At 55.7% G+C, this 23,462-nt stretch carries 22 protein-coding genes; 11 read left to right on the top strand and 11 right to left on the bottom strand.

The annotated features are described in order from the left end of the window. The first annotated feature begins 7 nt into the window (after positions 1 to 7). Positions 8 to 214 (top strand): hypothetical protein, encoded by a 207-nt coding sequence (locus ACLEJW_RS07650; protein WP_011953104.1) that lies wholly within the window; start codon positions 8 to 10, stop codon positions 212 to 214. 143 nt (positions 215 to 357) lie between these two features. Here the strand turns inward: ACLEJW_RS07650 and ACLEJW_RS07655 are convergent, their stop codons facing one another. Both ACLEJW_RS07655 and ACLEJW_RS07660 read right to left on the bottom strand, forming a co-directional pair. Further along, positions 358 to 486: a hypothetical protein gene (locus ACLEJW_RS07655; protein WP_003253468.1), complete on the bottom strand. Its 129-nt coding sequence runs from the start codon at positions 484 to 486 to the stop codon at positions 358 to 360. Positions 487 to 608: 122 nt separating this feature from the next. Continuing rightward, the gene (locus tag ACLEJW_RS07660; RefSeq protein ID WP_003298414.1) at positions 609 to 2,306 is read right to left on the bottom strand and encodes a phosphoethanolamine transferase; all 1,698 of its coding nucleotides are present in this window, start codon (positions 2,304 to 2,306) and stop codon (positions 609 to 611) included. Between the two features lie 490 nt (positions 2,307 to 2,796). Between ACLEJW_RS07660 and ACLEJW_RS07665 the strand changes: the two genes are divergently transcribed. From ACLEJW_RS07665 to ACLEJW_RS07675, 3 genes are all read left to right on the top strand, one after another. Next, positions 2,797 to 3,135, top strand: a complete 339-nt coding sequence (locus ACLEJW_RS07665) for a zinc ribbon domain-containing protein (RefSeq protein ID WP_079732563.1) — start codon at positions 2,797 to 2,799, stop codon at positions 3,133 to 3,135. Positions 3,136 to 3,189: 54 nt separating this feature from the next. After that, positions 3,190 to 4,095, top strand: coding sequence for a cation diffusion facilitator family transporter (locus ACLEJW_RS07670; protein ID WP_010951438.1), 906 nt, complete (start codon positions 3,190 to 3,192; stop codon positions 4,093 to 4,095). 157 nt (positions 4,096 to 4,252) lie between these two features. After that, positions 4,253 to 4,603, top strand: a complete 351-nt coding sequence (locus tag ACLEJW_RS07675) for a DUF3147 family protein (RefSeq protein ID WP_011953105.1) — start codon at positions 4,253 to 4,255, stop codon at positions 4,601 to 4,603. Positions 4,604 to 4,635: 32 nt separating this feature from the next. On the opposite strand, the gene ACLEJW_RS07680 is transcribed toward ACLEJW_RS07675, so the two are convergent. Then, positions 4,636 to 4,962 carry a DUF2790 domain-containing protein gene (locus ACLEJW_RS07680; protein WP_010951440.1) on the bottom strand — a complete coding sequence of 109 codons (327 nt, stop codon included), beginning with the start codon at positions 4,960 to 4,962 and terminating at the stop codon, positions 4,636 to 4,638. A gap of 689 nt (positions 4,963 to 5,651) precedes the next feature. Here ACLEJW_RS07680 and ACLEJW_RS07685 point away from each other — a divergent pair. Together ACLEJW_RS07685 and ACLEJW_RS07690 are read left to right on the top strand one after the other, a co-directional pair. Continuing rightward, positions 5,652 to 6,326, top strand: a complete 675-nt coding sequence (locus ACLEJW_RS07685; protein ID WP_003253457.1) for a heavy metal response regulator transcription factor — start codon at positions 5,652 to 5,654, stop codon at positions 6,324 to 6,326. Next, on the top strand, positions 6,323 to 7,741 hold the full coding sequence (locus tag ACLEJW_RS07690) for a heavy metal sensor histidine kinase (RefSeq protein WP_010951441.1): 1,419 nt from the start codon (positions 6,323 to 6,325) through the stop codon (positions 7,739 to 7,741). The genes ACLEJW_RS07685 and ACLEJW_RS07690 overlap by 4 nt, the downstream gene beginning before the upstream one ends. Before the next feature lie 57 nt (positions 7,742 to 7,798). On the opposite strand, the gene ACLEJW_RS07695 is transcribed toward ACLEJW_RS07690, so the two are convergent. Continuing rightward, positions 7,799 to 8,386: a hypothetical protein gene (locus ACLEJW_RS07695; protein WP_010951442.1), complete on the bottom strand. Its 588-nt coding sequence runs from the start codon at positions 8,384 to 8,386 to the stop codon at positions 7,799 to 7,801. A gap of 266 nt (positions 8,387 to 8,652) precedes the next feature. Here ACLEJW_RS07695 and ACLEJW_RS07700 point away from each other — a divergent pair, with 266 nt between their 5' ends. Then, positions 8,653 to 8,874 (top strand): hypothetical protein, encoded by a 222-nt coding sequence (locus ACLEJW_RS07700; protein ID WP_010951443.1) that lies wholly within the window; start codon positions 8,653 to 8,655, stop codon positions 8,872 to 8,874. A gap of 82 nt (positions 8,875 to 8,956) precedes the next feature. Here the strand turns inward: ACLEJW_RS07700 and ACLEJW_RS07705 are convergent, their stop codons facing one another. Genes ACLEJW_RS07705 through ACLEJW_RS07715 form a run of 3 tightly spaced genes read right to left on the bottom strand, consistent with a single transcriptional unit; the run spans position 8,957 to position 11,773 of the window. Continuing rightward, the gene (locus ACLEJW_RS07705) at positions 8,957 to 10,411 is read right to left on the bottom strand and encodes a phospholipid carrier-dependent glycosyltransferase (RefSeq protein WP_010951444.1); all 1,455 of its coding nucleotides are present in this window, start codon (positions 10,409 to 10,411) and stop codon (positions 8,957 to 8,959) included. Beyond that, positions 10,405 to 11,388, bottom strand: coding sequence for a glycosyltransferase family 2 protein (locus ACLEJW_RS07710; protein ID WP_010951445.1), 984 nt, complete (start codon positions 11,386 to 11,388; stop codon positions 10,405 to 10,407). The genes ACLEJW_RS07705 and ACLEJW_RS07710 overlap by 7 nt, the downstream gene beginning before the upstream one ends. Then, positions 11,354 to 11,773, bottom strand: coding sequence for a GtrA family protein (locus ACLEJW_RS07715; protein ID WP_010951446.1), 420 nt, complete (start codon positions 11,771 to 11,773; stop codon positions 11,354 to 11,356). The genes ACLEJW_RS07710 and ACLEJW_RS07715 overlap by 35 nt, the downstream gene beginning before the upstream one ends. A gap of 257 nt (positions 11,774 to 12,030) precedes the next feature. Here ACLEJW_RS07715 and ACLEJW_RS07720 point away from each other — a divergent pair, with 257 nt between their 5' ends. The 4 genes from ACLEJW_RS07720 (at position 12,031) to ACLEJW_RS07735 (ending at position 16,193) form a co-directional block, all read left to right on the top strand. After that, positions 12,031 to 12,999 (top strand): LysR family transcriptional regulator, encoded by a 969-nt coding sequence (locus ACLEJW_RS07720; protein WP_280093726.1) that lies wholly within the window; start codon positions 12,031 to 12,033, stop codon positions 12,997 to 12,999. 210 nt (positions 13,000 to 13,209) lie between these two features. Further along, on the top strand, positions 13,210 to 14,517 hold the full coding sequence (locus ACLEJW_RS07725) for an OprO/OprP family phosphate-selective porin (protein ID WP_009395904.1): 1,308 nt from the start codon (positions 13,210 to 13,212) through the stop codon (positions 14,515 to 14,517). A gap of 298 nt (positions 14,518 to 14,815) precedes the next feature. After that, entirely contained in the window at positions 14,816 to 15,841 is a 1,026-nt protein-coding gene (locus ACLEJW_RS07730; RefSeq protein WP_011953109.1) for a hypothetical protein, read from the top strand. A 127-nt stretch (positions 15,842 to 15,968) separates the two neighbouring features. Continuing rightward, a complete protein-coding gene (locus ACLEJW_RS07735) occupies positions 15,969 to 16,193 on the top strand; it encodes a hypothetical protein (protein ID WP_010951451.1) in 225 nt (74 codons plus the stop codon). 92 nt (positions 16,194 to 16,285) lie between these two features. Here ACLEJW_RS07735 and ACLEJW_RS07740 read toward each other — a convergent pair whose 3' ends face one another. From ACLEJW_RS07740 to ACLEJW_RS07755, 4 genes are all read right to left on the bottom strand, one after another. After that, positions 16,286 to 18,283, bottom strand: a complete 1,998-nt coding sequence (locus ACLEJW_RS07740) for a heavy metal translocating P-type ATPase (protein WP_010951452.1) — start codon at positions 18,281 to 18,283, stop codon at positions 16,286 to 16,288. Between the two features lie 202 nt (positions 18,284 to 18,485). Next, positions 18,486 to 18,809, bottom strand: coding sequence for a DUF2790 domain-containing protein (locus tag ACLEJW_RS07745; RefSeq protein ID WP_003253432.1), 324 nt, complete (start codon positions 18,807 to 18,809; stop codon positions 18,486 to 18,488). Positions 18,810 to 18,971: 162 nt separating this feature from the next. Continuing rightward, positions 18,972 to 22,133: a CusA/CzcA family heavy metal efflux RND transporter gene (locus ACLEJW_RS07750; protein WP_010951454.1), complete on the bottom strand. Its 3,162-nt coding sequence runs from the start codon at positions 22,131 to 22,133 to the stop codon at positions 18,972 to 18,974. Positions 22,134 to 22,157: 24 nt separating this feature from the next. Next, a complete protein-coding gene (locus tag ACLEJW_RS07755) occupies positions 22,158 to 23,408 on the bottom strand; it encodes an efflux RND transporter periplasmic adaptor subunit (protein WP_010951455.1) in 1,251 nt (416 codons plus the stop codon). Between the last annotated feature and the right edge of the window lie 54 nt (positions 23,409 to 23,462).

The following is a 23,462-nucleotide window of genomic DNA, read 5'->3' on the forward strand; positions in this document are numbered from 1 at the left end:
CCGCTACATGACGAAAAAGATACCAGCTCTTCTCCCCGACCACCCCATGTATACCGACGCAGTGGATGCGATGAAGCAATACCACGAGGCGCAGGCTTCTGGCTCATCTGCCGAAGAGGTTGAGCGCCTGCGTCAAATCGCAGAATCACAATTTCGGGCTGTCAGCGAGTATCAGCTCAACGCTCTGGGATATCAGTCTCGTCGTCCGCACTGAAGGGATAACCGATCCGGAGGTAGCTTCAGAATCCATCAAGCCAAGCGGAAGACTCACGACGCGGTCCGATTGATCAGCGAGACGGTCGGGAGGGTTTGCACACAGCCCCAAAAAAAAAGCAGCTCCCGAGAGCTGCTTTTTTCTTACTCCCCCTTTTTGTGCTTGTGGGGTTTCAGGTCCGGATGGTCCTTCTGCTTTTCAGGGGTGACTCGCTGCCTTTTGTCCGGAGTGCCATCTTCATTGGTGCGCTTTGGGCCTGGCTTGATGCTCATGCAAAACTTCCTTTTCCGCTTGGGTTGTTGAATGCAGCTATGTAATTAGTCCAGCTTCTCTCAGCTGTCAAAGCAGGCTGGTGCAGAACCGCCTGGCCGATGATCCGGTCCACATCGAACATTCAGAGGCCAGAATAAGAGCCTCCGACAAAGGGCTTACAAGGGGCAGTGAAATCCAGCGCTGAGCGATACGAAGACGTCTGGACGTTCATCATGCCGAGCACGGTGTGGAACAGGTTGTCGTGGCTCAGCGGTGACGTGGTTTGAGCTTTCAAACAACCCACGTTGACCTTTTCGCTCTTCGCGAGCGAGTCAGACATCCAAAGTACCAACGGCACCTTTGTTTGCTCGTCAGGAGCCATCGCGTAAGGCAGCCCGTGTAGATAGAGCCCACCCTCCCCCAGCGATTCGCCGTGGTCCGAAACGTACATCAGCGCAGTGTCGAACTTGGTGTTGGCCGCCAGGATATCGATGAGATTTGCAGTCACATAATCGGTGTAGAGGATTGAGTTGTCGTAGGCATTGACCACCTCCTCCTGCTTACATTTGTCGAGCTCGTTGGTCTCGCACACCGGTGCGAATTTCTTGAATTGCGAGGGGTAGCGCTTGTAGTAGGCCGGGCCGTGACTGCCTTTGTAGTGGAGCACCAGGACAGCATCGCCTTCCTGGCGCTTGATGAAGTCTTGCATCTCCGTGAGCAGCACCCCGTCCTTACACTCCTCGCTGGTGCACAGTTGGGAATCCGCGTGAGAGGCAGCCTTGTGGTTGGGAACCCTGTCGCAGACCCCTTTGCACCCCGAGTTGTTGTCAGTCCACATGACACTGATGCCAGCGCGTTGAAGCACGTCGAGCAGCCCTTCTCGGCTCTTGGCCAAGCCATCTTTGTACTGGGCCTTACCCACGTCCAGGAACATGCATGGCAGCGAGACCGCGGTAGCGGTACCGCAGGAGCTCACGTTCGTGAAGCTAATGACATTTCGCTTTTCTAGTTCCGGATTCGTTTCACGGGAGTAGCCGTTGAGGGAGAAGTTGGCGGAGCGAGCGGTCTCTCCTACTGCCAGTACCAGCAGCCTGGGTTTACGAGCCGCACCCTGTCGATTAACTACCGCATCAGTACCAATGGCCGTCAGCGTTTTAGGTGAGGCCAGCTGACGCTTCAGGTACCCATGGCCAGCCGCAAACAAGTTGGTAGGTACCAGAATCAGCCGGATCTCCCGATTGTTGCGCAGCAAGGAGGCATACGACTGGTACTGACTCAACGCGATGCCAGATAAGGTCAACAGAGCGAGCGACAGAGCAATGAACCTGCTGACCAAAGCTTTGGCCCAAGGCTTGCGCCGGAGGGGAACCCGGGCAATCAGGTAGACGGGCAACACCCCAACCATTGCGACCCAAAGACCGAGCTTCCAATTCAGCAGCTCGGTTGCCTCAGCGACGTCGGTCTCCACAACGTTGGTGAACATTGTGTAATCGATCACGATGCCGTAGGCATTCATGAAGTAACTCGCAAAAGACGCGCTGATCAGTACCAGGCACAGTATGGGTTTGGCCAGCCGCCCCCATGACAGCAAGCTCAGAACGGTAAACACCCATGCGAATACTATGACTGGGAGGCTAGCCGCTAGCTGCCAGTTCACTTCATCGGTTTTGAATACCAGCTTCCAGAGCACGTTCCAGAGCTCAGCGTTCGCGAATAGCAGTAACCAAAAAGTCACCAGGCCGATTAGCAAATTAGTACTGATGCCTTTCTGCCGCGCATTGCGAATAGCAAAGATCCATTTGCTTAACAGGGTGTGAACAATGGATTTGGAAGGTGTCATTATCAAACTCTGGAAGCTGCTTATCCATGGCGGTAGCTATGGAGTTAGCGGGAGCTACAAGGCAAACCGTCGACAGATGCTGAGCGATTGCGCAATGTGCGGAGCGTCAGAGGCCTTAGGCCCCTAGGCGTTGGGGACGCTTAGTATGTGTGAGGCATAGGGATAAAAAGAGAAATGAATCTCGCTGAGCGCATTATTTCCGGGACCTGATAACGACACGATGACCTCGGGATTACAATGCTGACAGAAATCCAATTACTGCTGTTTTGATTGTCATTGATCACGCTATGATCAAAATTAGGGGAATACTACCCACCAAAAGCAATGCTCCGCTCAGCTAGATAAATTTAATTTCACAAACAAAACGGTTTCGTTTTGTCGTAGGCTAATTTTGAACTTTCAATTCAACTTACAAGTCTTTCTCGCGAGCAGAACATAATTTTCAACTTTTGCTCGTTAATATGTCACCCATCAATGAGGGGCGAATACCATGAGCTTTTTCAAAAACATCCTGGGCGGGCACCATGGCCGTGGAAACCACGGTGGAGGCAAGCACCACAGCGGGGGACATGGGGCCGAGCAATATGATCGCCATGGCCGGCAGCAGGGCTGCGACGGCGGTAATCAGGTGTATGACGGCGGGCGCCCTCCCACTCCTGCCCCCATCAAAGATCTGCAGGGCTGCAGGCAGTGCCGGACGGCCAACGATCCGTCAGCACGCTTTTGTCTAAACTGCGGAACACCGCTATCGAGTGGTTGCACCGCCTGCGGCTCGCTGCTGAGTGCAGGAGCAAGATTTTGCAGTCAGTGTGGCCAAGCGACGCTCTAAGGCTAGGTAGACAGGAAGGCCAACGAGACCACAACCCTGCGCAAGGAGAAATACGTGGGTTCAAATCATGACCATGGCAGCGCTGCAGTACGCGAGGGGCATCAGAAGAAGCTAATCATGGCGCTCGGCTTGACTGGCAGCTTCATGATTGCAGAAGTGATCGGTGCGTGGATTACCGGCAGCCTGGCGCTGCTGTCGGACGCATCTCACATGTTCACAGATACTGCCGCCTTGGCGATCTCACTGATTGCACTTCAGATAGCCAAGCGGCCGGCGGATCAGAAAAGAACCTTCGGCTATGCGCGCCTGGAAATTCTGGCTTCGACGTTCAACGCCGTGCTGCTCTTCCTGGTGGCGATGTACATCTTGTATGAGGCCTACCAGCGCTTCTTCATGCCGGCGGAGATCGCTACCGGAGCGATGATGTGGATCGCAATCGCCGGCCTGATCATCAACCTAATTTCGATGCGCCTTCTGGCATCTGCGAGCAACGAAAGCCTCAACGTCAAAGGAGCCTACCTCGAAGTTTGGAGCGACATGCTCGGCTCGCTTGGCGTAATCATCGCGGCACTTATCATCCGCTTCACCGGCTGGACCTGGGTCGACACGATTGTCGCTGTGGCGATCGGCCTTTGGGTTCTGCCGCGGACGTGGCAGTTGCTTCGCGAAAGCCTGGGGATCCTCATGGAGGGTGTCCCGAGGGGGCTCGACGTTACGGCAATCGAGGCCACCATCCTCGGAGTAGATGGCGTGACGGACGTTCATGACTTGCACGTGTGGGCTGTCAGCAGTGGCAGTAACGTGATGACGTCGCACGTAGTGGTTCGGGATTCTGCAGATGGGGATGCTGTGTTGGCGGCCGTCGTGGATGCTGTCAGCGATGCATTCGAAATCCATCACTGCACCATCCAGATCGAGCGGGCAGCTTTCCACGAGAGCGTTCCCTCACCCTCGCACTGACCGATCGGTAAACACCATGCAAACACATCACCCTCCTGGCTGAGGGTGATGTTGCAAAAAAAATGCGGTGAGGGATGCCGTAAACGGCAGGAGCGCTTCAAGGGGGTTGGTGAATGGCTTCGCCTGCCCTCGTCAACAACCTCCAGAAGGCTCAGCGATGGCCTGGATCATCACGAAGTACCTACTCACTGCCGGTATAGTGATTCTCGTGTCAGAGCTGGCGAAACGCAGCGACAAGCTGGGCGGCTTGGTCGCCGCCCTACCCTTGGTCACGGTCGTGACGTTGGTCTGGCTCTATTTAGAGAACCAGAGCATGGAGAAGATCTCCAACCATGCTTGGTACACGTTCTGGTACGTGCTTCCGACCCTGCCGATGTTTATTGCTTTTCCATTGCTGCTACCTAAGCTCGGCTTTTGGCCGACACTGATCAGCAGCATCCTCATCACAATGGCCAGCTTCGGAGGCTTCGCCATACTGCTGCGCCGGTTCGGCATTGAGCTTCTATGATCCGGTGGCCGCAGGGATCATCTTGATGAGTCTTAACGGCTATTAACACACTCGCCCTTCACCAGGTAGCGAACCATGTGCAGTTCGCCTTTCGAGTCTTCGTAGGTCATCATGCTTCTTACATTACCGCAGTACCGCACATTGGGTGATACATACACCAACTTACCAACGTCCAGGTCCATGCCATAGGCGTAGTCTTCTAGTTGAGGCATGGGCTTTTTTACGCGTTGAGCATAATCCGCTGTAGCCTCTCTAGCAGTACGCTCGATGTGTTTATTGATCTCCATACCGCTTTGGGCATTGGCTGTTAGTGATGTAAAGAGCATAAACACGGCGATCGCTGATACAGTAGTGTTCATAAGAAGTCCCTTAATAAAAAAGCGCCCGTAGGGGGGCGCTAAAATTCACCTACCAAAGGAGCGTATGGTTTACAGGTGAATGCACTGGCGCGAACAACTGCTCGGTGCTCTTGCCAAGCTGCTTTGAAATGAGACAATTTCCAAAGCAGCGATGCCTCTTCCGCTGCCCTTAAACTAGCAAAGGAGGCTAACACCAAGATGATCGTGCAATTACAATTTGGACATGTAATAGATTGTAAGATAATTATTCGAGAGAATATCGAGCCGCCACGTGAACTAATTTGCAGAAAGGCGCTGCGGTTTGCGGCCGTGCATGGGGTCTGCCTGCGTGGCGCCCTCGATCCAAGGCCAGTACCAGTCCTTGCAAGCTAACGACCGAAATGCTGCCTGTCCTGGCCGATTCCACCTGCCAGGCGAATCTGTCATACACCGCCGCAGGCCCCAGAATCCGCTATGCTTAGGGGTGGAGCCTGCATGACTGTCAGAAATCTTGCGGCTACATTACAAATTTGTAGGATTTCGCCGCGGCCAGCTTCTTCGCGTTAAGATTCAAGCGTCCTCAGGTGACCCGGCGTATGGACAGAGGTAGCGACTACCACATGCCATACCCTCAGCCAAACTTTCGAACAGCCTGCAACCATAATCTTGGCGGATTAGGCCAACTCCTTCCTCACACCTTGAGATAAGTTATGCGCGTTCTAGTTGTGGAAGACGAAATTAAAACTGCCGAATATCTTCAGCAGGGCCTATCCGAAAGCGGGTATGTCGTAGATATCGTGCACAACGGTGTAGATGCTCTGCACTTGTTCAACACTAATGTCTATTCGTTGGTCCTCCTGGACGTGAACCTCCCGGGTATCGACGGCTGGGACCTGCTGGAAACCATCCGTAAGACCAGCCGGGTCCGCATCATCATGCTGACCGCCCGCGGACGCATCAATGACAAGCTCAAGGGCTTGGACGGCGGCGCGGATGACTACCTTGTGAAGCCATTCGAATTCCCTGAGCTGCTTGCTCGCATCCGTTCGCTGCAACGCCGTGGTGATGAGTTAGTCGAGAAGAGCTCGCTGAAAATTGCCGATCTGGAACTCGACTCCGTCCGCCATCGCGTCTTCCGCGGTGGCACACGCATCGATCTCACCACCAAGGAATTTGCGCTTCTGCACCTGCTCATGAGCCGAACGGGCGAAGCGCTGACTCGCTCTCAGATCATCTCGTTGGTCTGGGATATGAATTTCGATTGCGACACCAATGTCATCGATGTAGCCATCCGGCGCTTGCGCTCGAAGATCGATGACCCGTTTGAAACCAAGCTCATTCACACGCTTCGTGGCGTTGGGTACGTTTTTGAGGAACGCGCATGAGGCCATTCAGCCTGGCTGCAAAGCTGGGGTTAAAAGTTGGGTTGATGAGCGCAGCGTTGCTGCTTCTGTTCGCCACCTTTGGCTATCTGATGGTAGGCAAGGCTCTGGAAAGAAATGCCAGAGCAGACCTGGAAGTAAAGATGGCGGGGATGGCTCACAACCTGTCCACCATCCCGGACATCTCCGGCGTCAACGCGGATGCGCATCAGCTTGTCGATTTGGTCATGGGCCACAACAACCTGTATGTGAGCATATTCGATACCTCACAGAATCAGACTCCCCTGCTCTCGATTGGCTCGAAACAGGTCAATCTGGAGGTGCACAAGTTTCAGCCGGCGGCCCAGCCCAAAGAGCACGAATGGCGTGATACGCAGGACCGTCCTCTGCTGAGTGCTTCTCGAATCATGCGTTTGGGCGATGGAACAGAGGTCAGCGTCTATATGACCATGGACCAGTCATCCAGTGAGGCGCTGCTCGATGCGTTGCTGACCTGGGCCTTGATGATGTCCCCCGTCATCCTCGCACTGATCTTGGCCATTGGCTGGTGGACTGTGCGCAGAGGCCTGCTACCACTGACCAAGTTCCTCAAGATCGCCTCGAAAATCTCAACCGAGAGCCTCGACCATCGCCTTCCAACTGATGGGATGCCGGCAGAACTCAAAATGCTCGCCGACGGCATCAACATCATGCTGGCTCGCCTGGATGATGGGGTTCAGCAGCTCTCGCAGTTTTCTGACGACCTTGCTCACGAACTTCGAGCACCGCTTTCCAACCTGATGGGCAAGGCCCAGGTTGCCTTGACCAGAGAACGATCGCTTTCCGAGTACCGGGAGGTTCTGGAGTCGTGCACAGAAGAGCTGGACCGCATGAGCCGCATGGTTTCCGACATGCTGTTCTTGGCCCAGGTCAGTCATCCAGCATCAATGGTGGAGTTCGAATCCGTCTCCTTGGTCGACGAGGTTCAGCGAGTGTGCGATCTCTTCAGCATTTCAGCAGAAGAAGGCGAGATTCAGCTGCAGATCTCCGGCAGTGATGACGTGGTGCGCGGGAATCGCCTGATGGTTCAACGTGCCGTCTCGAATCTGGTCTCGAACGCGATCCGTTACTGCCCTCGCGGCCGCACGGTCTACGTTAAGGTGCAGCATAGTGCGAGCGGTACGACGTTGAGTGTCGGCAACCCCGGCCGTGGTATTGCCAAGGAACACCACGCGCACTTGTTTGAGCGGTTCTACCGTGTGGACAAGAGCCGAGCACGGAGCGAAGGCGGTACCGGTCTTGGCTTGGCCATTGTGCAGTCGATCATGAGTCTGCACCAGGGATCGGCGAGCGTGGAGGTGACCGAAGAAAACTTCACCTGGTTCCACCTTCACTTTCCGGAAGCCCAGCAAATGCAGCCGGCAATGACCGCCGCTTAAATTGCGCAGACACGATTAGGCCCGTCAATCGACGGGCCTTTTGTTTGCCTCAATGCATCAGTGCCGAAGGACCACAGGGTCCATGGGCGACCGCAGAATCACCGACTTAATAATCTTCTGTTCGTCAGGATTGGCGTTTTTCCACAGGTGTGAGAAGTACTGAGCATTCACTTTCTCTTGAGCACTTACGCTGCCGGCGGCATCGATCAGGCGCATGGTCGAGTAGACACAGATCAGCGCCAGAATGAAGAACGCCGTGGCGACCACCATCACATAACGCTTGGCCAGCACCGGTGCCCGCTTGAGCTCCTGGATAGAGGCGTCCGCCGCCTTTGTCGCTGCTGTAAGCTCCGAGATCAGTGGCTGGATGGCGGTGTCGACTCCGCGGCATGCAGCTGAATACGCTGATGCAGCGGCGCGCAAGGCAACCTCCTCCGCGTTCGACCAAGCCTTCTCCGCCTTTCGCACCTCCTCCTGAATCTGCCGGCCGACAGCGTCCACCTGCTCCACCAGTTCGTTCGACCTCTCCAAAACAGCGCTGGAGGTGCGCGTCTGCGAGGTCAGCTCATCGAGCTGGACAGTGAGTTTTTCAGTGCAGCGGCGAAAGTCACCGATAGCAACTGCCCAGGGCTCTATGTCATTCATGGCTATCTCCTAGGGCGGCCAACAACGCCGCGCTGAATTAACGCGCTAGATATCAAAATTGTAATTTAAGAGAAAATTCGAAGTCGCCCTCGACAGTGCCGAGATAGACATGATCCTTCCAGATTTGAAGATTTAACGCATCCTATCTGCAGCCAAAATTACGGAATTGTAATTATTGACTCACCTTGTCGTTAGCTTCGCGTTCCTAAACTACAAACCAACAAAGGCCGCTAATCAGGTTGGCCTAGTATGAGCCGAGGTTCACAATGAAATTTGTCAAATCTATCGCTATTGGCAGCCTGCTGCTGGGTCTCATGGGTACCGCTTACGCTGAAGGCGGCTTCGAGCGAACGAAACAGTTCAACGAGAACTTCCGAACCGAACAGGCTCGCCTATGGAGCGATGACTCTTCGGACCAGAACAAACAACAAGTCGCTCAAGAGCAAAAGAAAGAAAGCAAGGATGGTAAGGAACAAGCCGACAATTAATCGGCGGTTAAATAGGACTTCAAATGACGAAAGAAATCGACAAAAAAGCCAGGGTAAAACCTGGCTTTTTTGTGCTTGGAATTTAGCCTTCGTTCTTGCGAGGCGTTTCCGCATTGCTTTCTCCGGCCAGACCCTCGGCACCTTGTGCGGGGCGTTTCCAATGGCACAGCAGGAGCTGGCTGGCGTTCGCTTCGGTGATCGATGTGCAAGCTAGATCAGCGGGCAGACCATCCTTGCTGTCTCGCAAGCGCCTGGACAGATAGAACGAGCCATCCCGCGGCCACTTGGCAGGATCCTTGATGTTCTCGGACTTCCCGCTGCTGTAAAACTCCGACGAGTATGAGCGGCGGCCAGGATAGATCAGGGGAGCGGAATGAGCAGACTGCACATTGAGCCAGGCTTGAACCACATCCCGCTGATTCTGAGGGCGCTCCTCTAGTACCCCGGCGTAGATGATGCCCGCACCGATGATTGGCAACACCAATGCGCTCGCAGCGGCAGCCCAGGTGGTCTTCGGGCCAACTTCGCTGACCCGTGCAGACAGCAGCAATGCCCACGCTGGCAGCGCGGGTAGCAGGTAGGTCCACAGAATGTTGCCTGCAAATGTGAAGAAGACCGGTGTCGCCAAGGCCCACAGCCAGAGGTAGGCTTTGAAGCGCTGCATCGATCCACGCTTGCGGATCAACAGTGGTAGAAACAAGGCCCATGGCAGTAGCGACAATCCGAGCTGGATCCAGATGCTGCCGTACGGCTTGGCATGAGCACTACCATAGAGGTCCCCTGCCCAGTTACTGACGACGTAGCGGCTCCAGTGCTCACCAACGAAGAAGTACTCCATGAAGCCGGGCGTTTTCATCTCGGCCGCGACATACCATGGCACGGATATACCGAACATAAGTACAAGGCCGCTAATCCAGGGAAGCCTCAGTACCCGTCCCCATTCCTTGTAGATAACGAACCAGGCGAATGCCGGCGCCCCCATAAGCACCAGGGTCAGCGGCCCTTTGGCAAGCAAGCCCAGCCCGAGACCTGCGAACATCAGGTAGGCATCCGCCTTGCTGGCGCACTTCATCCAACGCCAGAAACCGTAGCTGGCCAGCAGAATCGAGAACGACAAAACAGGGTCAGTCAGCACAACACCGCTGGAGACCAGGCCAAGTGTGGTGCTGGAAAAAATAATGGCAGCCCAGATGCCGGCGTTACGAGAAATCTGCTGCGTGCCGAGTTTGATGATGATGAAACAGCTTGCCAGGTGGAGTAGCCACGCTGGGAAGCGCGCAGCGAACTCGTTAACGCCGAAGACCGTCATGCTCGCGGCCTGGGTCCAGAAGGACAACGGAGGCTTGCCCCAGAACGGTACCCCGTAGTCGAACATGGGCGTGATCCAGTCATTCAACTCGACCATCTTGCGAGCCATTTCAGCGTAACGGGCCTCAGATGTGTCCATCAGCGGGTAGATGCCCAGCCCCACCAAACGCAATAGCAAAATCGAACCCAGGACCCACCACAGCGTCCTCTCGTTCTTCAGGTTCAGCATTTCTTACCCTCGATCGAAGCCATCGAAGGGTGGAGTGACACGGGATCTGCCTTGTTGCTGTGCTTCAGGAAATAGAGAGGCCGGCGCTTCACTTCCGCGAGTGTCACGCCCAGGTACTCCCCCACCATGGCGACACCGACGCACATGAATGAAGCCATTCCGACGATCAGGTGATGGATGTCGAAACTGCCTGCCACAAGCGACGCAAGCATGTAGCAGATGCTGGAGACGAAAAGACCGAAACTGATGAGGCTGAAAATGCGCAGTGGTTTGCGAGAGAAGCTGACGATGCTCTCGATGGCCAGATTGAACAGGCCAGCTGCATTCCATTTGGTGCTCCCGGCATGGCGAACAGTGCGATTGTAGGGCAGTTCGATGGTACGAAAGCCTACCCAGCCGATCATGCCTTTGAGAATCCTGGAGCGTTCATCCAGGGCCCGCAGGGCTGCCAGCGGCGCAGGCCCAATCAATCGGAAATCGCTGACATCGGCCGGCATGTCCACCTTCTCCACCAGGCGCTGCATGACCCAGTAGTAAGCCCGGGCACTCATGCGCTTGAACCACGAATCACCGATTCTCAGGTTGCGCTGCATGTTCACCACGTCGTAGCCGCGTTGCCAGTAGTCCACCATGGCCGCGATGAGCTCTGGTGGATCCTGCAGGTCGACATCAATGAAGATCAGCGCACTGCCACGGGCATGGTCTATCCCGGCGCTCAGTGCAGCCTCTTTGCCGAAGTTGCGACTCAGGGACAGGCAACGTACAGATGACCCATCCTGATAGTGGCGAAGAATGTCGGCCGTCCGGTCATTACTGCCGTCGTCGACATAGAGGATTTCGCAGGAGACGGGTAAGCGCTTCACCACGCGGGTGATTCGCTGGTGGAACTCGGGGATGGTTTCCTCTTCCTGGAAGCAAGGGACCACGATGGTTAACAAGGGATCAGGGCGCTCGGGAAAGCGATGTAATGTCTGCATGATTGAATGTCCAAAAACGATGTGCAATGAATCCAAGTGCAGTGAGGCTTAAGGTCACTACGACTTGGGAGATGAGCGGTGACAGATTCGACTTGATGAGGAACCACATACCCACGCCATTGCCGAAGTTTGTGGTTAACGCGACCAGTGCAAACCTGACAGGCTGAAACTTACGAGAGCCATCTGCCACAAAACAGAGCGCCCTATTTCCAATGAAGCTCGCGATTGCGCCAACCATGCCGCCACAGATACTGGCCAGTAACGGAGTAACGAATTCTGTCGTAACCAGCAATAGGAACACCGCATAATGGACTCCCGTTGCTATGAAGCCGATCCCCAGATAACGAATCAGTAAGGTAGTAAGAGGTGGGGTTTGATTTTCCATGCCCAAAGCCTATGGAGGCAAAGGTGAAAAAATAGTGAACTAAATGTAAATGCGTAATTAGCCGAATCTATATATGGTAAGTAACAAGTCGGCGCACTAGGCTAGCACGCTACAATATCAGAGGGATTGCCTGAAAATTACGCTTTCGAAATAAAAGCCTTCCGATAACGCATGCATGACCCGTGGATTACAATGTTGACAAGATAAGGAAACACCGGGTGGCATTGAGATAGATTCCCCGAATTAAGGGGGACCTAATGGTTACACAAAATGAAACATATACAAGCACCGTTGTTCCTTACAGCCCTGACATATTGGATGATTTGCCAATTGATGATCAGCTGGCCGTAGAGTTTTTCGCAACAGCACGTTGTGCCAGTTTCAAACAGGCTGCCCGAGGGCTCAATGTGCCAGTGGTAGGCCTGCGGAAACGCTTGGAGAAACTGGAAGAGCACATTGGTGCTCCCGTGTTTGTCTACAAACACAACAAGCTTGCCCTGACCCGCACAGGCGAGAGGGTCAGCCATTACCTGTGCCAGCTCTTCGGCCCAGACGGCCTTGGCAAGTCCGGTGAAAAGGAAGTCCCCAGGCTTACCATCGCGATCACAGAGCCAGTGCTGAACGACATCGTAAACCGCGATCTAGTCGCCTACGTGCGTGATCATGCCGAAATGCAGCTGGAAATCCATTCAGAATGCACAACGCAGATGCTTTCTGAGTGTGAAGTCGATGTGGGTATCGCTTTGGTGAGCCCAGATGATAAAGGCGCGCTTGATCGCCATCCTACGTATAGGTTTGAACGGCTTGGCCGGATTGGGCACGCCCTGTTCATTTCCAGCCGCTATTCAAGAAGCGTCACCCTTCCAGTGGAGAGCTTGGATTTGCACAACTTCATGCTCGTTGTCCCTTGGGATGAAGAGATCTTGGCGGGCTCACGAAAGTGGGCATCGATAATGGCTGAGCATCAGGGCGGTACCACTCGGGTCAAGAGCTACAACCTATCACGAGGCCTTGTCGTTGGCGGTGCGTGTATTGGAGTGCTGCCCGACTACAGCCGAAAACTGGAGAGAAATATCCTACCCGTGCCGGGTTTCCTGGACGACCTGGAGGAGAAAGATGTCTATCTTGTTATCAAAACGAAGCTTGTCCGCAATGCGCAGGTTTTGGAAATTCGAAGATTGATCAAGAAGAGCTTCTTTGATAAGAAGGACTGGCTTGTTCGGTAACAGTTTTGTTAGGTTTGAAACTCCTCCGTTAACACTACAGAAACACAACTGTCATATTCGCTTGCAACCTAGTCAGAGTGCTTAGAACAAAGGCATCTTGTTACAGCAGGTGACAACCGTGGCCTGCTCCCATCTGCAAGATAAATTTAGGCCGGCGCAGGGCGAAATATAACGTCGGTAGCTAAGCACTTAACATACGAGAGGCAAGCAATGATCCGTTCTTCGAACATGCGGGAAAAGCTGTTGGCTGCCGCAATAATAGGCACATTTTCCTCGCAAGCATTCTCCGGAACAGTAACCACTGACGGAGCTGACATCGTTCTGAAGACCAAGGGCGGTCTTGAAGTATCGACTTCTGACAAGGAATTCAGTTTCAAACTGGGCGGCCGAGTTCAGGCCGACTACGGCCGTTTCGATGGTGTCTTCACCAAGAATGGCGATACCGCTGACGCAGGCTACTTCCGTCGCGCCTACCTTGAGCTCGGTGGCGTGCTGTACCGCGACTGGAAGTATCAGCTCAACTACGACCTTTCCCGCAACACGGGCAACGACTCCGACGGCTACTTCGACGAAGCCAGCCTGACCTACACGGGTTTCAAGCCGGTGCAACTGCGCTTTGGCCGTTTCTACACCGACTTCGGTCTTGAGAAAGCCACCAGTTCGAAGTGGACCACCGCCATGGAGCGGAACCTCTCGTACGACCTGGCGGACTGGATCAACGACAACGCCGGCATGGGTGTTCAAGCCACCAGCACCATCGCTGACATGGCTTATGTTTCCGGTAGCGTTTTCAGCGAAACCAATAACAACTCGGATGGCGACAGCACCAAGCGCTACAACGTACGTGGCGTGTTCGCACCGCTGCACAGTGATGGCAACGTCCTGCACGTCGGTGCTCAGTACGCTTACCGCGACCTCAAAAACAGTGCGGTCGATACCCGGATTCGTTCGCGTCTGGGCGTCCGCGGTGTAGATACCAATGGCGGCGGCGATGCCGGCACCAACGGCAACCGCATGCTGTTTGGCGGTGCTGCTGCACAAGATGGCCTGTGGAAGGACGACTCGGTCTGGGGTCTCGAAGGTGCCTGGGCCACCGGTCCGTTCTCGGTTCAAGCGGAATACCTTCGCCGCAAGCTGAAAGCTGACCAGGCCAACAACGACATGAAGGCCTCCGGTTACTACGCCCAGATGGCTTACACCCTGACCGGCGAGCCGCGTATCTACAAGCTCGATGGTGCCAAGTTCGACACTATCAAACCAGAGAACAAGGAACTGGGGGCCTGGGAAGTCTTCTACCGCTTTGACGATATCAAGGTCGAAGACGGCAACCTGGTCACCGCGGCGGACCAATCGAACGAGCGCAAGGCCAAGAGCCACACGGTGGGTGTGAACTGGTACGTCAACGAGGCGGTGAAAGTCAGTGCCAACTACATCAACGTGCGCACCGACAACAACGAGAACACCGTGGGCGACGACAGCGGCAATGCCATCGTGACCCGCCTGCAATACGTCTTCTGATCCCTCTCATCAGTCTGACGTGAGAAAGCCGGAAGCGCTCAACGTGCTTCCGGCTTTCCTGTTTCTGGAGGTGATCAAGCATGGAGCGCCCTCCTCCTACCTGCTTTCGCTTACCGATGACCGCTCTTGCCAAAGCTCGGCGAATCTGATGTGATTGCCGCGTCGGGCTTTGCATGGTGGCCGTGCAAGCAAATCAAACCTGACTCCTATTCATGATTGAACCTGATTCGACGTCCAGCTTCGCGTCTAACGGCCCTACAAGCGCAGCTACCCCAACGTCGCTCATTAGGGGATAGTCATGTCTGCAAAAAAGCTGCTTCAACCTCTCGCTGCTCAGCTGCACGCCTCGTTCTCGGCTTCTGGCCGCCCGTACTCTCATCTGCACCTCCACCAGCTGTTCCACGCGGCCATCGGCTCCGTTGCACCGCAAGTTGCCATCCAAGACAAGCTGCCAATTCAGGTCTGTCGTGACAACGAGACACGGCAGTACAACCTCTACGCGGCGGTCGAGCGGGCGAAAACGTGCTTAGGATTGACCGATCTTCAAGCAGTCGGTGTGGCTGAAGAAGTCATTGAGGTGCTACGAACTGCGGGAATCGGCGTGAACCAGGTTCGCCTGCTCCTTGACCCCTCCTTCAGCTCGAAGACTCGCAAAAAGGCCTTCAAGGCTCTCTGCAAGAACCTGGATCTGAACGAGCTAGGCGATCGCTTCGTCCCCAAGACTGCCACGTTGGCCATCGCTGCTGGTATTGCGCCGCCTCCCAAAATGTCGTGGAAGGATCGCTTCGCCCTGGCTGCAAATTCCCCCATGCGGGGGCCAAGCGAGCTCATCAGCATGGTCAACCGGGATGAGTGTTATCTGTGGGTATTCCCACCGACTGACCATCATGCGACGGCTCCAGCGACGCATGACCGTTTCTTTGGTGAAAAGACCCACCCGAGCGCAGAAATGGGCATGGGGTTCAGCATCATCGATTCCGGCTGGACCCGCCCCAAGTACCCGCTATCCAGGCAGTCACAAGAGACCTTCATCCAGTATTCGCTTTCTGCGCCGATGTGGTCCTGGCGCGCACAAAGTGACACCTGGCGCCTGGGAAACATCCTGCGTTCAAGAATCCTTGACGGGGCTCCTTGGCATAACGAGCCTCTGAGTGACGTGCTTCCGAGCGGCCTTAAATCCCTGCCCCGGATCTATGGGTGCGAAACCTGCCGAACGCTGTTCATTGAGAATCACAGCGACTACCCGGATGTACCCACTCAGTGCCAATGCGGTGAGGCGAGCAGCACGGGTGACCAAAACGAGTCATCTGCTCTCAATAGCTGATTTTCCTTACGGTGGCGGGCTGAGCCCCCCGTTAGGGATTGGCTATGGGAGCGGGATTCGCTCACCCCAAACCTGAAGGCGCCGCCACCTAACCGAGCGATATGAGCTGAATGCTCGCGGAGTAGATATGCAAAAGAGTAAAAACAAACAGGACACCCTGGCGGCGATCAATGCGCTTGTCGAGATTGCGTATGATCAGGGATTTGCGGACGGACACGGAGTCGGCAATCAAGTCGGTTTCGTAGCCGGTGTCATGAGCCTCAAAGCTGCATTGGCCTGCGGCTTACGGCATGGCTCACCTGAGTGCGGAAAGGCCCTTGAAAGCCTCAAGCGCATCGGGATCGACGAGTGAGAGAAAAGTACGGGTCGTGCGCTGATCGCGCACGACCCGTACTTCTACTTCAGGTCATTTCCCTGCTTAGCTTCATGATTGAAGCTCAGGGATCAGGTGCTTCTGCGGTAGGCCAACAGGCGCAAGGCGTTGAAGACGACCAACAGTGTGGAGCCCTCATGGATCGCAACAGCGGCACCAATGCTCAAGCCCATGATGGTGGACGGAACCAGGATGGCCACAATCCCCAAGCTGACGAACAGATTCTGGTGGATGATCGATCGCGTGTGACGGCTCAGCCCCACCGCAAATGGGAGTTGCCTGATGTCGTCAGCCATAAGCGCGATATCAGCCGTTTCCAGGGCAACATCAGATCCAGCAGCCCCCATTGCGATACCAACGCTCGAACTGGCCATGGCAGGGGCATCATTGACGCCGTCACCCACCATGGCCACCTTGGCGCTAAGGCGCAGGTTTTTGATGGCCTTGACCTTGTCTTCCGGCATCAGGTCTCCCCACGCTTCATCTAAGCCAACTTGTTTGGCTACAGCCTCTGCAACGCGGTTGTGGTCTCCAGAAATCATGACCATGCGTTCGATGCCCATCTCTCTAAGCTTCTGGAGTGCCTCTTTGGCCCCCTCCCGGGGTGTGTCCAATAGCCCGATAGCGCCCAGATCCTTGTCAGCACGCCGTACCACCATGGTGGTACGGCCTGACTGACGTAGACGCTCCGCAGCCTCCAGGGCTGCCTTGCTGAGTGCGGGAATACCATTGGTACCGAACATCTCGACCTTGCCAATCCAGACGAACTGCCCATCAAGCTCAGCACGCACGCCGCGGCCAATCATGTTGCTCATGTTCTTGGCTTGGAATCGGCGCCGTGTGCCAATCATCTCTTCACCGTCACGCACAATTGCCGCAGCCAGCGGATGGTCGCTCATCGACTCCACAGCGATGGCGACGTTTAGCAGATCCTCGATCTGCGTGCCGCCTATGGGTATTACATCGGTGATACGTGGGCGCCCTTCGGTCAGGGTACCGGTCTTGTCGAATGCCATGGCATTCAATGATCCAAGCTCTTCAAGTGGCGCACCGCCCTTGATCAGCACGCCACCTCGGGCTGCCCTGGCGATGCCAGAGAGAATGGCGCTTGGTGTAGCGATCGCGAGCGCGCAGGGGCTGGCTGCAACCAGTACGGCCATCGCCCGGTAGAACGAGTCACGGAACGGCTCGTCAAGGAAAATGCCGGCAAATAGCAGCCCGACTACCAGCAGTAAAACCAACGGGACGAATATGCGTTGGAAGCGGTCCGTGAATCGCTGGGTCGGTGACTTCCTGACTTCGGCTTCACTGACCATCTTGATGACCCGCGCCAAGGTACTCTCCGTAGAGCGCCGTGTTACCTCAACCTCGATGAGCGTTTCGCCATTGATGGTACCGGCGAAGACTTTCGAGGCTGCATCCACTGCATCTGGCTTGCTGCGTGCGAGTTCGGCATCAGGAACAGGTTGCTTGTCCACGGGGACGCTCTCACCGGTTACTGGCGCCTGGTTGATACTTGAGGAGCCTACGACTACAAAACCATCGGCCGGCAGGCGGTCATTGGGGCGCACGATGACAACGTCACCGGGAACCAGCAGCTCCACGGGCATCTCCACCGTGCCATTTGCTCTGCGTACGATCGCGGTGGCTGGTGCGAGCTTGGACAGTGCCTCAATCGCTTTCTTGGCCCGCCCCATCGCGTAGCTTTCAAGGGAATGCCCCAGACTGAACAGGAACAGCAGCAGAGCCCCCTCCGCCCAGGCGCCGATGCTCGCGGCACCGACTGCGGCGAGAAGCATCAGCGAGTCGATCTCGAAGCGTTTCTGACGGATGTTGGTAACCGCTTCCTTAGTGGTGAACCATCCACCGAACACGTAGGCCGACACGTACAGAATCAGAGGCAGACGATCAATCAGGCCAAGTTTTCCTGCGAGAGCTCCGGCACCCAGGAGAGCACCACAGATCAGCGCGAAAATCAGCTCTGTGTTCATTCCAAAAATGCCGCCATGCTCATGGCTATGACCTTCATGCCCGGCTTGGTCATCAGGGCGTTCAAGCAAACTCTTCATAACTCGTCCCTTCTGGGGTCAAGGCTTCCAATTGCCCTCTGCAGTTGGGGAGCCGTCTCTGTTGGTTGGCTAAGATCTATTGCACGGTTTGCCCGAGCCCAGGCGTTAACATTTCGAAGCTATGGGGTATCGGGCGTAATAAAAAATGCCAGGCACTGCCTGGCATTTATGAATTCTCTAATTGTTCTGTTCAAATCGTTTACTACTTGTTGTTGATGCATTGCGAATACATCGAGTAACGAACAGTCTTGAGCGTGCCCTGGGAGTCCTCGAAGGTCATCAACCGTGGATAGACCTGGCAGGTACGGGGGTCCTGCGACTGACGTACGAATTTCGCAACGTCTATCTTCATGCCATATTTGTAATCCTGAATCTCTGGCATTGGCTTGCCATTTTTCTCCGCGTACTTGGCCACTGCGGTCTGGTGTTCCTTGGTGTATTGAAGCTGCTTGCTCTCGGAGAAAGTGTTGGCCTGCGAAGCCACCGAGAAAACAACAAGTGCAGCAGCGATAATTAGCTTTTTCATAAAACCCTCTCAATTTCAAAACTTCTCGGGCGTAACCTTAGCAATGCATAGGCATCACCGGCATGACGAGAAACTTACAATTTTGAAAGGTAAGTGCATCTACTTCACTTTAAACAAAAAAGCCCACAACACGTGTTGTGGGCTTCTCTTTAGCGGAGGCTGTTAGCTAACCACTTCGGCCTCGTCGCCGTCTTCATCCTTGCGGTGTGCCCAGTGATACAGGGCAGGCAGTACCAGCAAGGTCAGTGCGGTGGAGGACAGGATCCCGCCAATCACCACCGTCGCCAATGGCCGCTGAACTTCGGCACCGGTGCCGGTGGCCAAAGCCATCGGGATGAAGCCCAGGGACGCTACCAAGGCTGTCATCAGAACAGGTCGCAGACGGGTCAATGCACCTTCATCGACTGCCTGTCTGAGCGTTCGTCCCTCCTCCCTTAGCCCGCGGATGAAGGCAATCATCACCAGGCCGTTCAGTACTGCAACGCCGGACAGTGCAATGAAGCCGACACCTGCCGAGATCGACAGTGGGATGTCCCGCAGCCACAACGCCACAACACCACCGGTGAGTGCGAATGGAATACCGGTGAAGACCAGCATGCCGTCCTTCAGGTTGTTGAACATCAGGAACAACAAGGTCATGACCAGCAGCAAGGCGACTGGAACAACGATCTGCAGGCGTTTGGCAGCCGACTGCAGCTGCTCGAACTGGCCCCCCCAAGTCGTCCAGTAGCCCGCAGGGATTTGCACCTTCTTGTCCAGCGATGCGGTCGCCTCCTCAACGAAGGACCCCAGATCGCGGCCTCGAACGTTGGCGCTGACGATAACCAGACGTTTGCCGTTCTCGCGGCTGATTTGGTTCGGGCCCAGTTGCAGGTCCAGATTGGCGACCTGGGACAGCGGGATGAAGCCGATCTGATTGGCACCCTGTGCCGCATTGGCAGGTACCGGGATCAGCAAGCTGGACATACCCGCTACGTCGGTGCGAACGGTCTCTGGTAGGCGTACTACCATGTCGAACCGACGGTCGCCCTCATACAGCGTGCCGGCCTGACGGCCACCCACGGCGATAGCGATCGAGTTCTGAACATCCGCGATGTTCAGGCCGTAGCGTGCTGCTTTTTCGCGGTCAATGTTGATGGTCAGCACCGGCAGGCCGGATGTCTGCTCAACTTTCACTTCCGATGAGCCCGGGACCGCTTTGAGCGCTGCCGCGATCTTGTTGGCGGTGTTGTTGAGCACGTCCATGTCATCGCCGAAGACTTTCACAGCGACGTCACTACGCACGCCCGAAATCAGCTCGTTGAAACGCAGTTGGATTGGCTGCGACAACTCGTAGTTGCTTCCTGGAACACCCGCTGCGGCCTTCTGCACTTCAGCAATCAGCTCATCACGAGGCTTCTTCGGGTTAGGCCACTGATCCTGAGGCTTGAGCATGATGTAGGCGTCAGAGGCGTTCGGCGGCATCGGGTCAGATGCAATTTCTGCGGTACCCGAGCGTGCGAACATCCGCTCAACTTCAGGCACCTGCGCAATCACCGCTTTCTCCAGACGCTGCTGCATCTCGACAGATTGAGTGAGGCTCGTTCCAGGCACACGCATGGCCTGCATCGCAAAGTCACCCTCACTGAGGCTTGGGATGAACTCGCTACCCATACGACTTGCCAGCAAACCACTGAGCACGACCAAGGCTACTGCGGCCGAGAAAGCGATGTTCCGATGTCCCAGCACCCATTGCAGAACCGGTTCATAGCGCAGTCGAGCTGTGCGCATGACCACGCCTTCCTCTTCCTTCACCTTGCCAGTGACGAACATGGCAATAGCTGCAGGAACAAAGGTAACGGACAGGACCATTGCACCCAGCAGCGCCATCACAACGGTGAAGGCCATCGGGTGGAACATTTTGCCTTCGACGCCGGTGAGGGCGAAGATCGGCAGGTACACCACCATGATGATCAGCTGACCGAAGATCAGCGGCCGGCGAGCTTCTCGCGCCGCGGCAAAGACCTCGTGGAAGCGTTCGGTTTTGGTGAGCATGCGGCCATGCTTATGTTGCGCATGAGCCAGTCGACGGATCGCGTTTTCTACAATAACCACGGCACCGTCGACGATGATGCCGAAGTCGAGTGCCCCCAAACTCATTAAGTTGGCACTGACCTTGTTGTTGAACATGCCTGTGAAGGTGAACAGCATGGACAGCGGAATCACCATCGCGGTGATCAGAGCCGCACGGATGTTGCCGAGGAACAGGAACAGAATGGCGATAACCAGGATCGCGCCTTCCACCAGGTTCTTCTTCACCGTCGCGATGGCTTTTTCAACCAGGTTGGTACGGTCGTAAACAGTCACAGCCACCACGCCCTTTGGCAGGGTGCGGTTGATGTCCGCCAATTTGGCGGCGACAGCTTGAGATACGGTGCGGCTGTTTTCACCAATCAGCATGAACACGGTACCGAGCACGACTTCGCGGCCGTTCTCAGTAGCAGCACCTGTACGGAGCTCTTTACCGATGCTGACGTCAGCAACGCTGCTGATGCGAATCGGTGCACCATCCACACTGGTGATCACGATGTTGGCGATGTCTTCGATATTGCCTACCTGACCCGGTGCACGGATGAGCAACTGTTCACCATTACGCTCGATGTAGCCGGCACCGACGTTGGCGTTGTTACTTTCCAACGCTGCGACCAGGTCATTGAGTGTCAGCTTGTAGGTAGCCAGGCGCTTTGGATCCGGCGCAACCAGGAACTGCTTGGCATAACCGCCGATGGTATTGATCTCGGCCACACCCGGGACGTTACGCAGCTGAGGCTTGATGATCCAGTCCTGGATCACGCGCAGGTCGGTCGGGGTGTACGGCGTACCGTCCTCTTTGACCGCGCCATCTTCGGCTTCAACAGTCCACAGGAAGATCTCGCCGAGGCCGGTAGATACCGGACCCATGACGGCCTCTACACCTTCTGGCAGCTGTTCCTTCGCAACCTGCAGCCGCTCGTTGATCAACTGGCGGGCAAAGAAGATGTCAGTGCCATCCTTGAAGATCACGGTGACCTGAGACAGGCCAGAGCGAGACAGGGAACGGGTCTGCTGAAGGCCCGGGAGACCGGCCATGGCCGTTTCAACTGGAAACGTGATCCGTTGTTCGGTTTCCAAGGGCGAGTAACCAGGCGCTGCAGTGTTGATCTGCACCTGGACGTTGGTGATATCGGGTACCGCATCGATGGGCAGCTTTTGATAGCTGTAGATACCGATACCCGCCATGATCAGAACGGCGATCATTACTACGATGCGCTGCTCGATGGCGAATCTGATGATACGTTCAAACATGAGAAATCATCCTGTCAGTTCGCATCAGTGACCGTGTTCGGCAGAAGCTTTGCCGAGCTCGGACTTGAGTGTGAAGCTGCCACTGGTTGCTACCTGGGCGCCGGCTTCAATACCGTCGATGATTTCCACGTACCCATTGTCGCGGCGACCCAGTTTTACCGGGCGGGTGTCAAAGCCATCTGGGGTGCGTACGAATACCGAAGGTTTGTCTTCAACGGTCTGCACAGCGTGCTCAGGGACCGCTACGGCAACTCGATCGGTCTGGGAGGTGACCGCAATGTTTACGAACAGGCCTGGACGCCAGGCGCCGTTGGGGTTGGTCAAGGTGACGCGGACAGTAGCTGCACGGTTTTGCTCGCCCAGCAGGCTGCCGACATAACCCACCTTCCCTTCGACCTCGACGTTCATGTCAGGCGAAGAGACTTTCACTGCACGGCCAGTCGTGACCTTGCCCAGATCTGTCGGCGGAACTGCGAAGGTCGCCCAGACCTGATTCAGGTCGGAAAGGATGAAGGCGTTGGTCGCCTCGCTGACGACTTCGCCGACGGTCAGGTGTTTCTCCACTACCACGGCGTCGAAGGGAGCGCGGAGCTCGTAACGATTACCGCCAACGGAGTTAACCGAGGCACCGATTGCGCCGACCTTCTGCTTGGCGTTGGCCAAGGAGATCTCCGCTTCTTGCAGCGCTTGGCGTGCTTGGAGGTAGTCTTGCTCTGCAGAGATCTTGTCCTGCCACAGTTGCTTCTCACGTTCGAAGGTCACACGCGCCAGTTCGACGCGACGCTGTGCGGCCTGTTGTTCGCTGCGCAGGTCAGAGATCTGCTGGCTGGCGATTACCGCGAGGACTTGCCCTTTCTTGACCGTCTCGCCCAGGTTGGCCTGGACAGCCTCAACAACGCCAGGAACACGAGGAACCACGTGGGCAGTACGATCTTCGTCGAAGCGAATTTCGCCAGGGAAGCTCACGACGGTACCGAGGTCACGAGGCGCTGCAGCTTCCAGGGCAACACCAGCGGCCTTGATCTGTTCAGCGCTGAGCGTCAGCTTGCCCTCTTCTTCACCGCCCTCTTCGCTGTGGCCTTCTTCACCATGGCCCTCATCACCTTCCTCTTTGGCGGCAGATGCGGCTTTCTTTTCGTCGCCATGGCCATCGTTAGCGCCATGCTCGGCAGTACTGGCGGCCTGCTGTCCGGAACTGTTGTTCCAGGCAAGGCTGCCAAATCCGAGGGCTGCCACAGCGGCTACCGCGAGGGCGATCTTGCGTTTGTTATCCATTGCTACTCCTGCTGATCGTAGGCACCGGCTTGTTCAAGGCTGTGTGCCGAAGAA

Origin of the sequence: Pseudomonas sp. SMSB3, assembly GCF_052041965.1 — a bacterium.
GTDB lineage: Bacteria > Pseudomonadota > Gammaproteobacteria > Pseudomonadales > Pseudomonadaceae > Aquipseudomonas.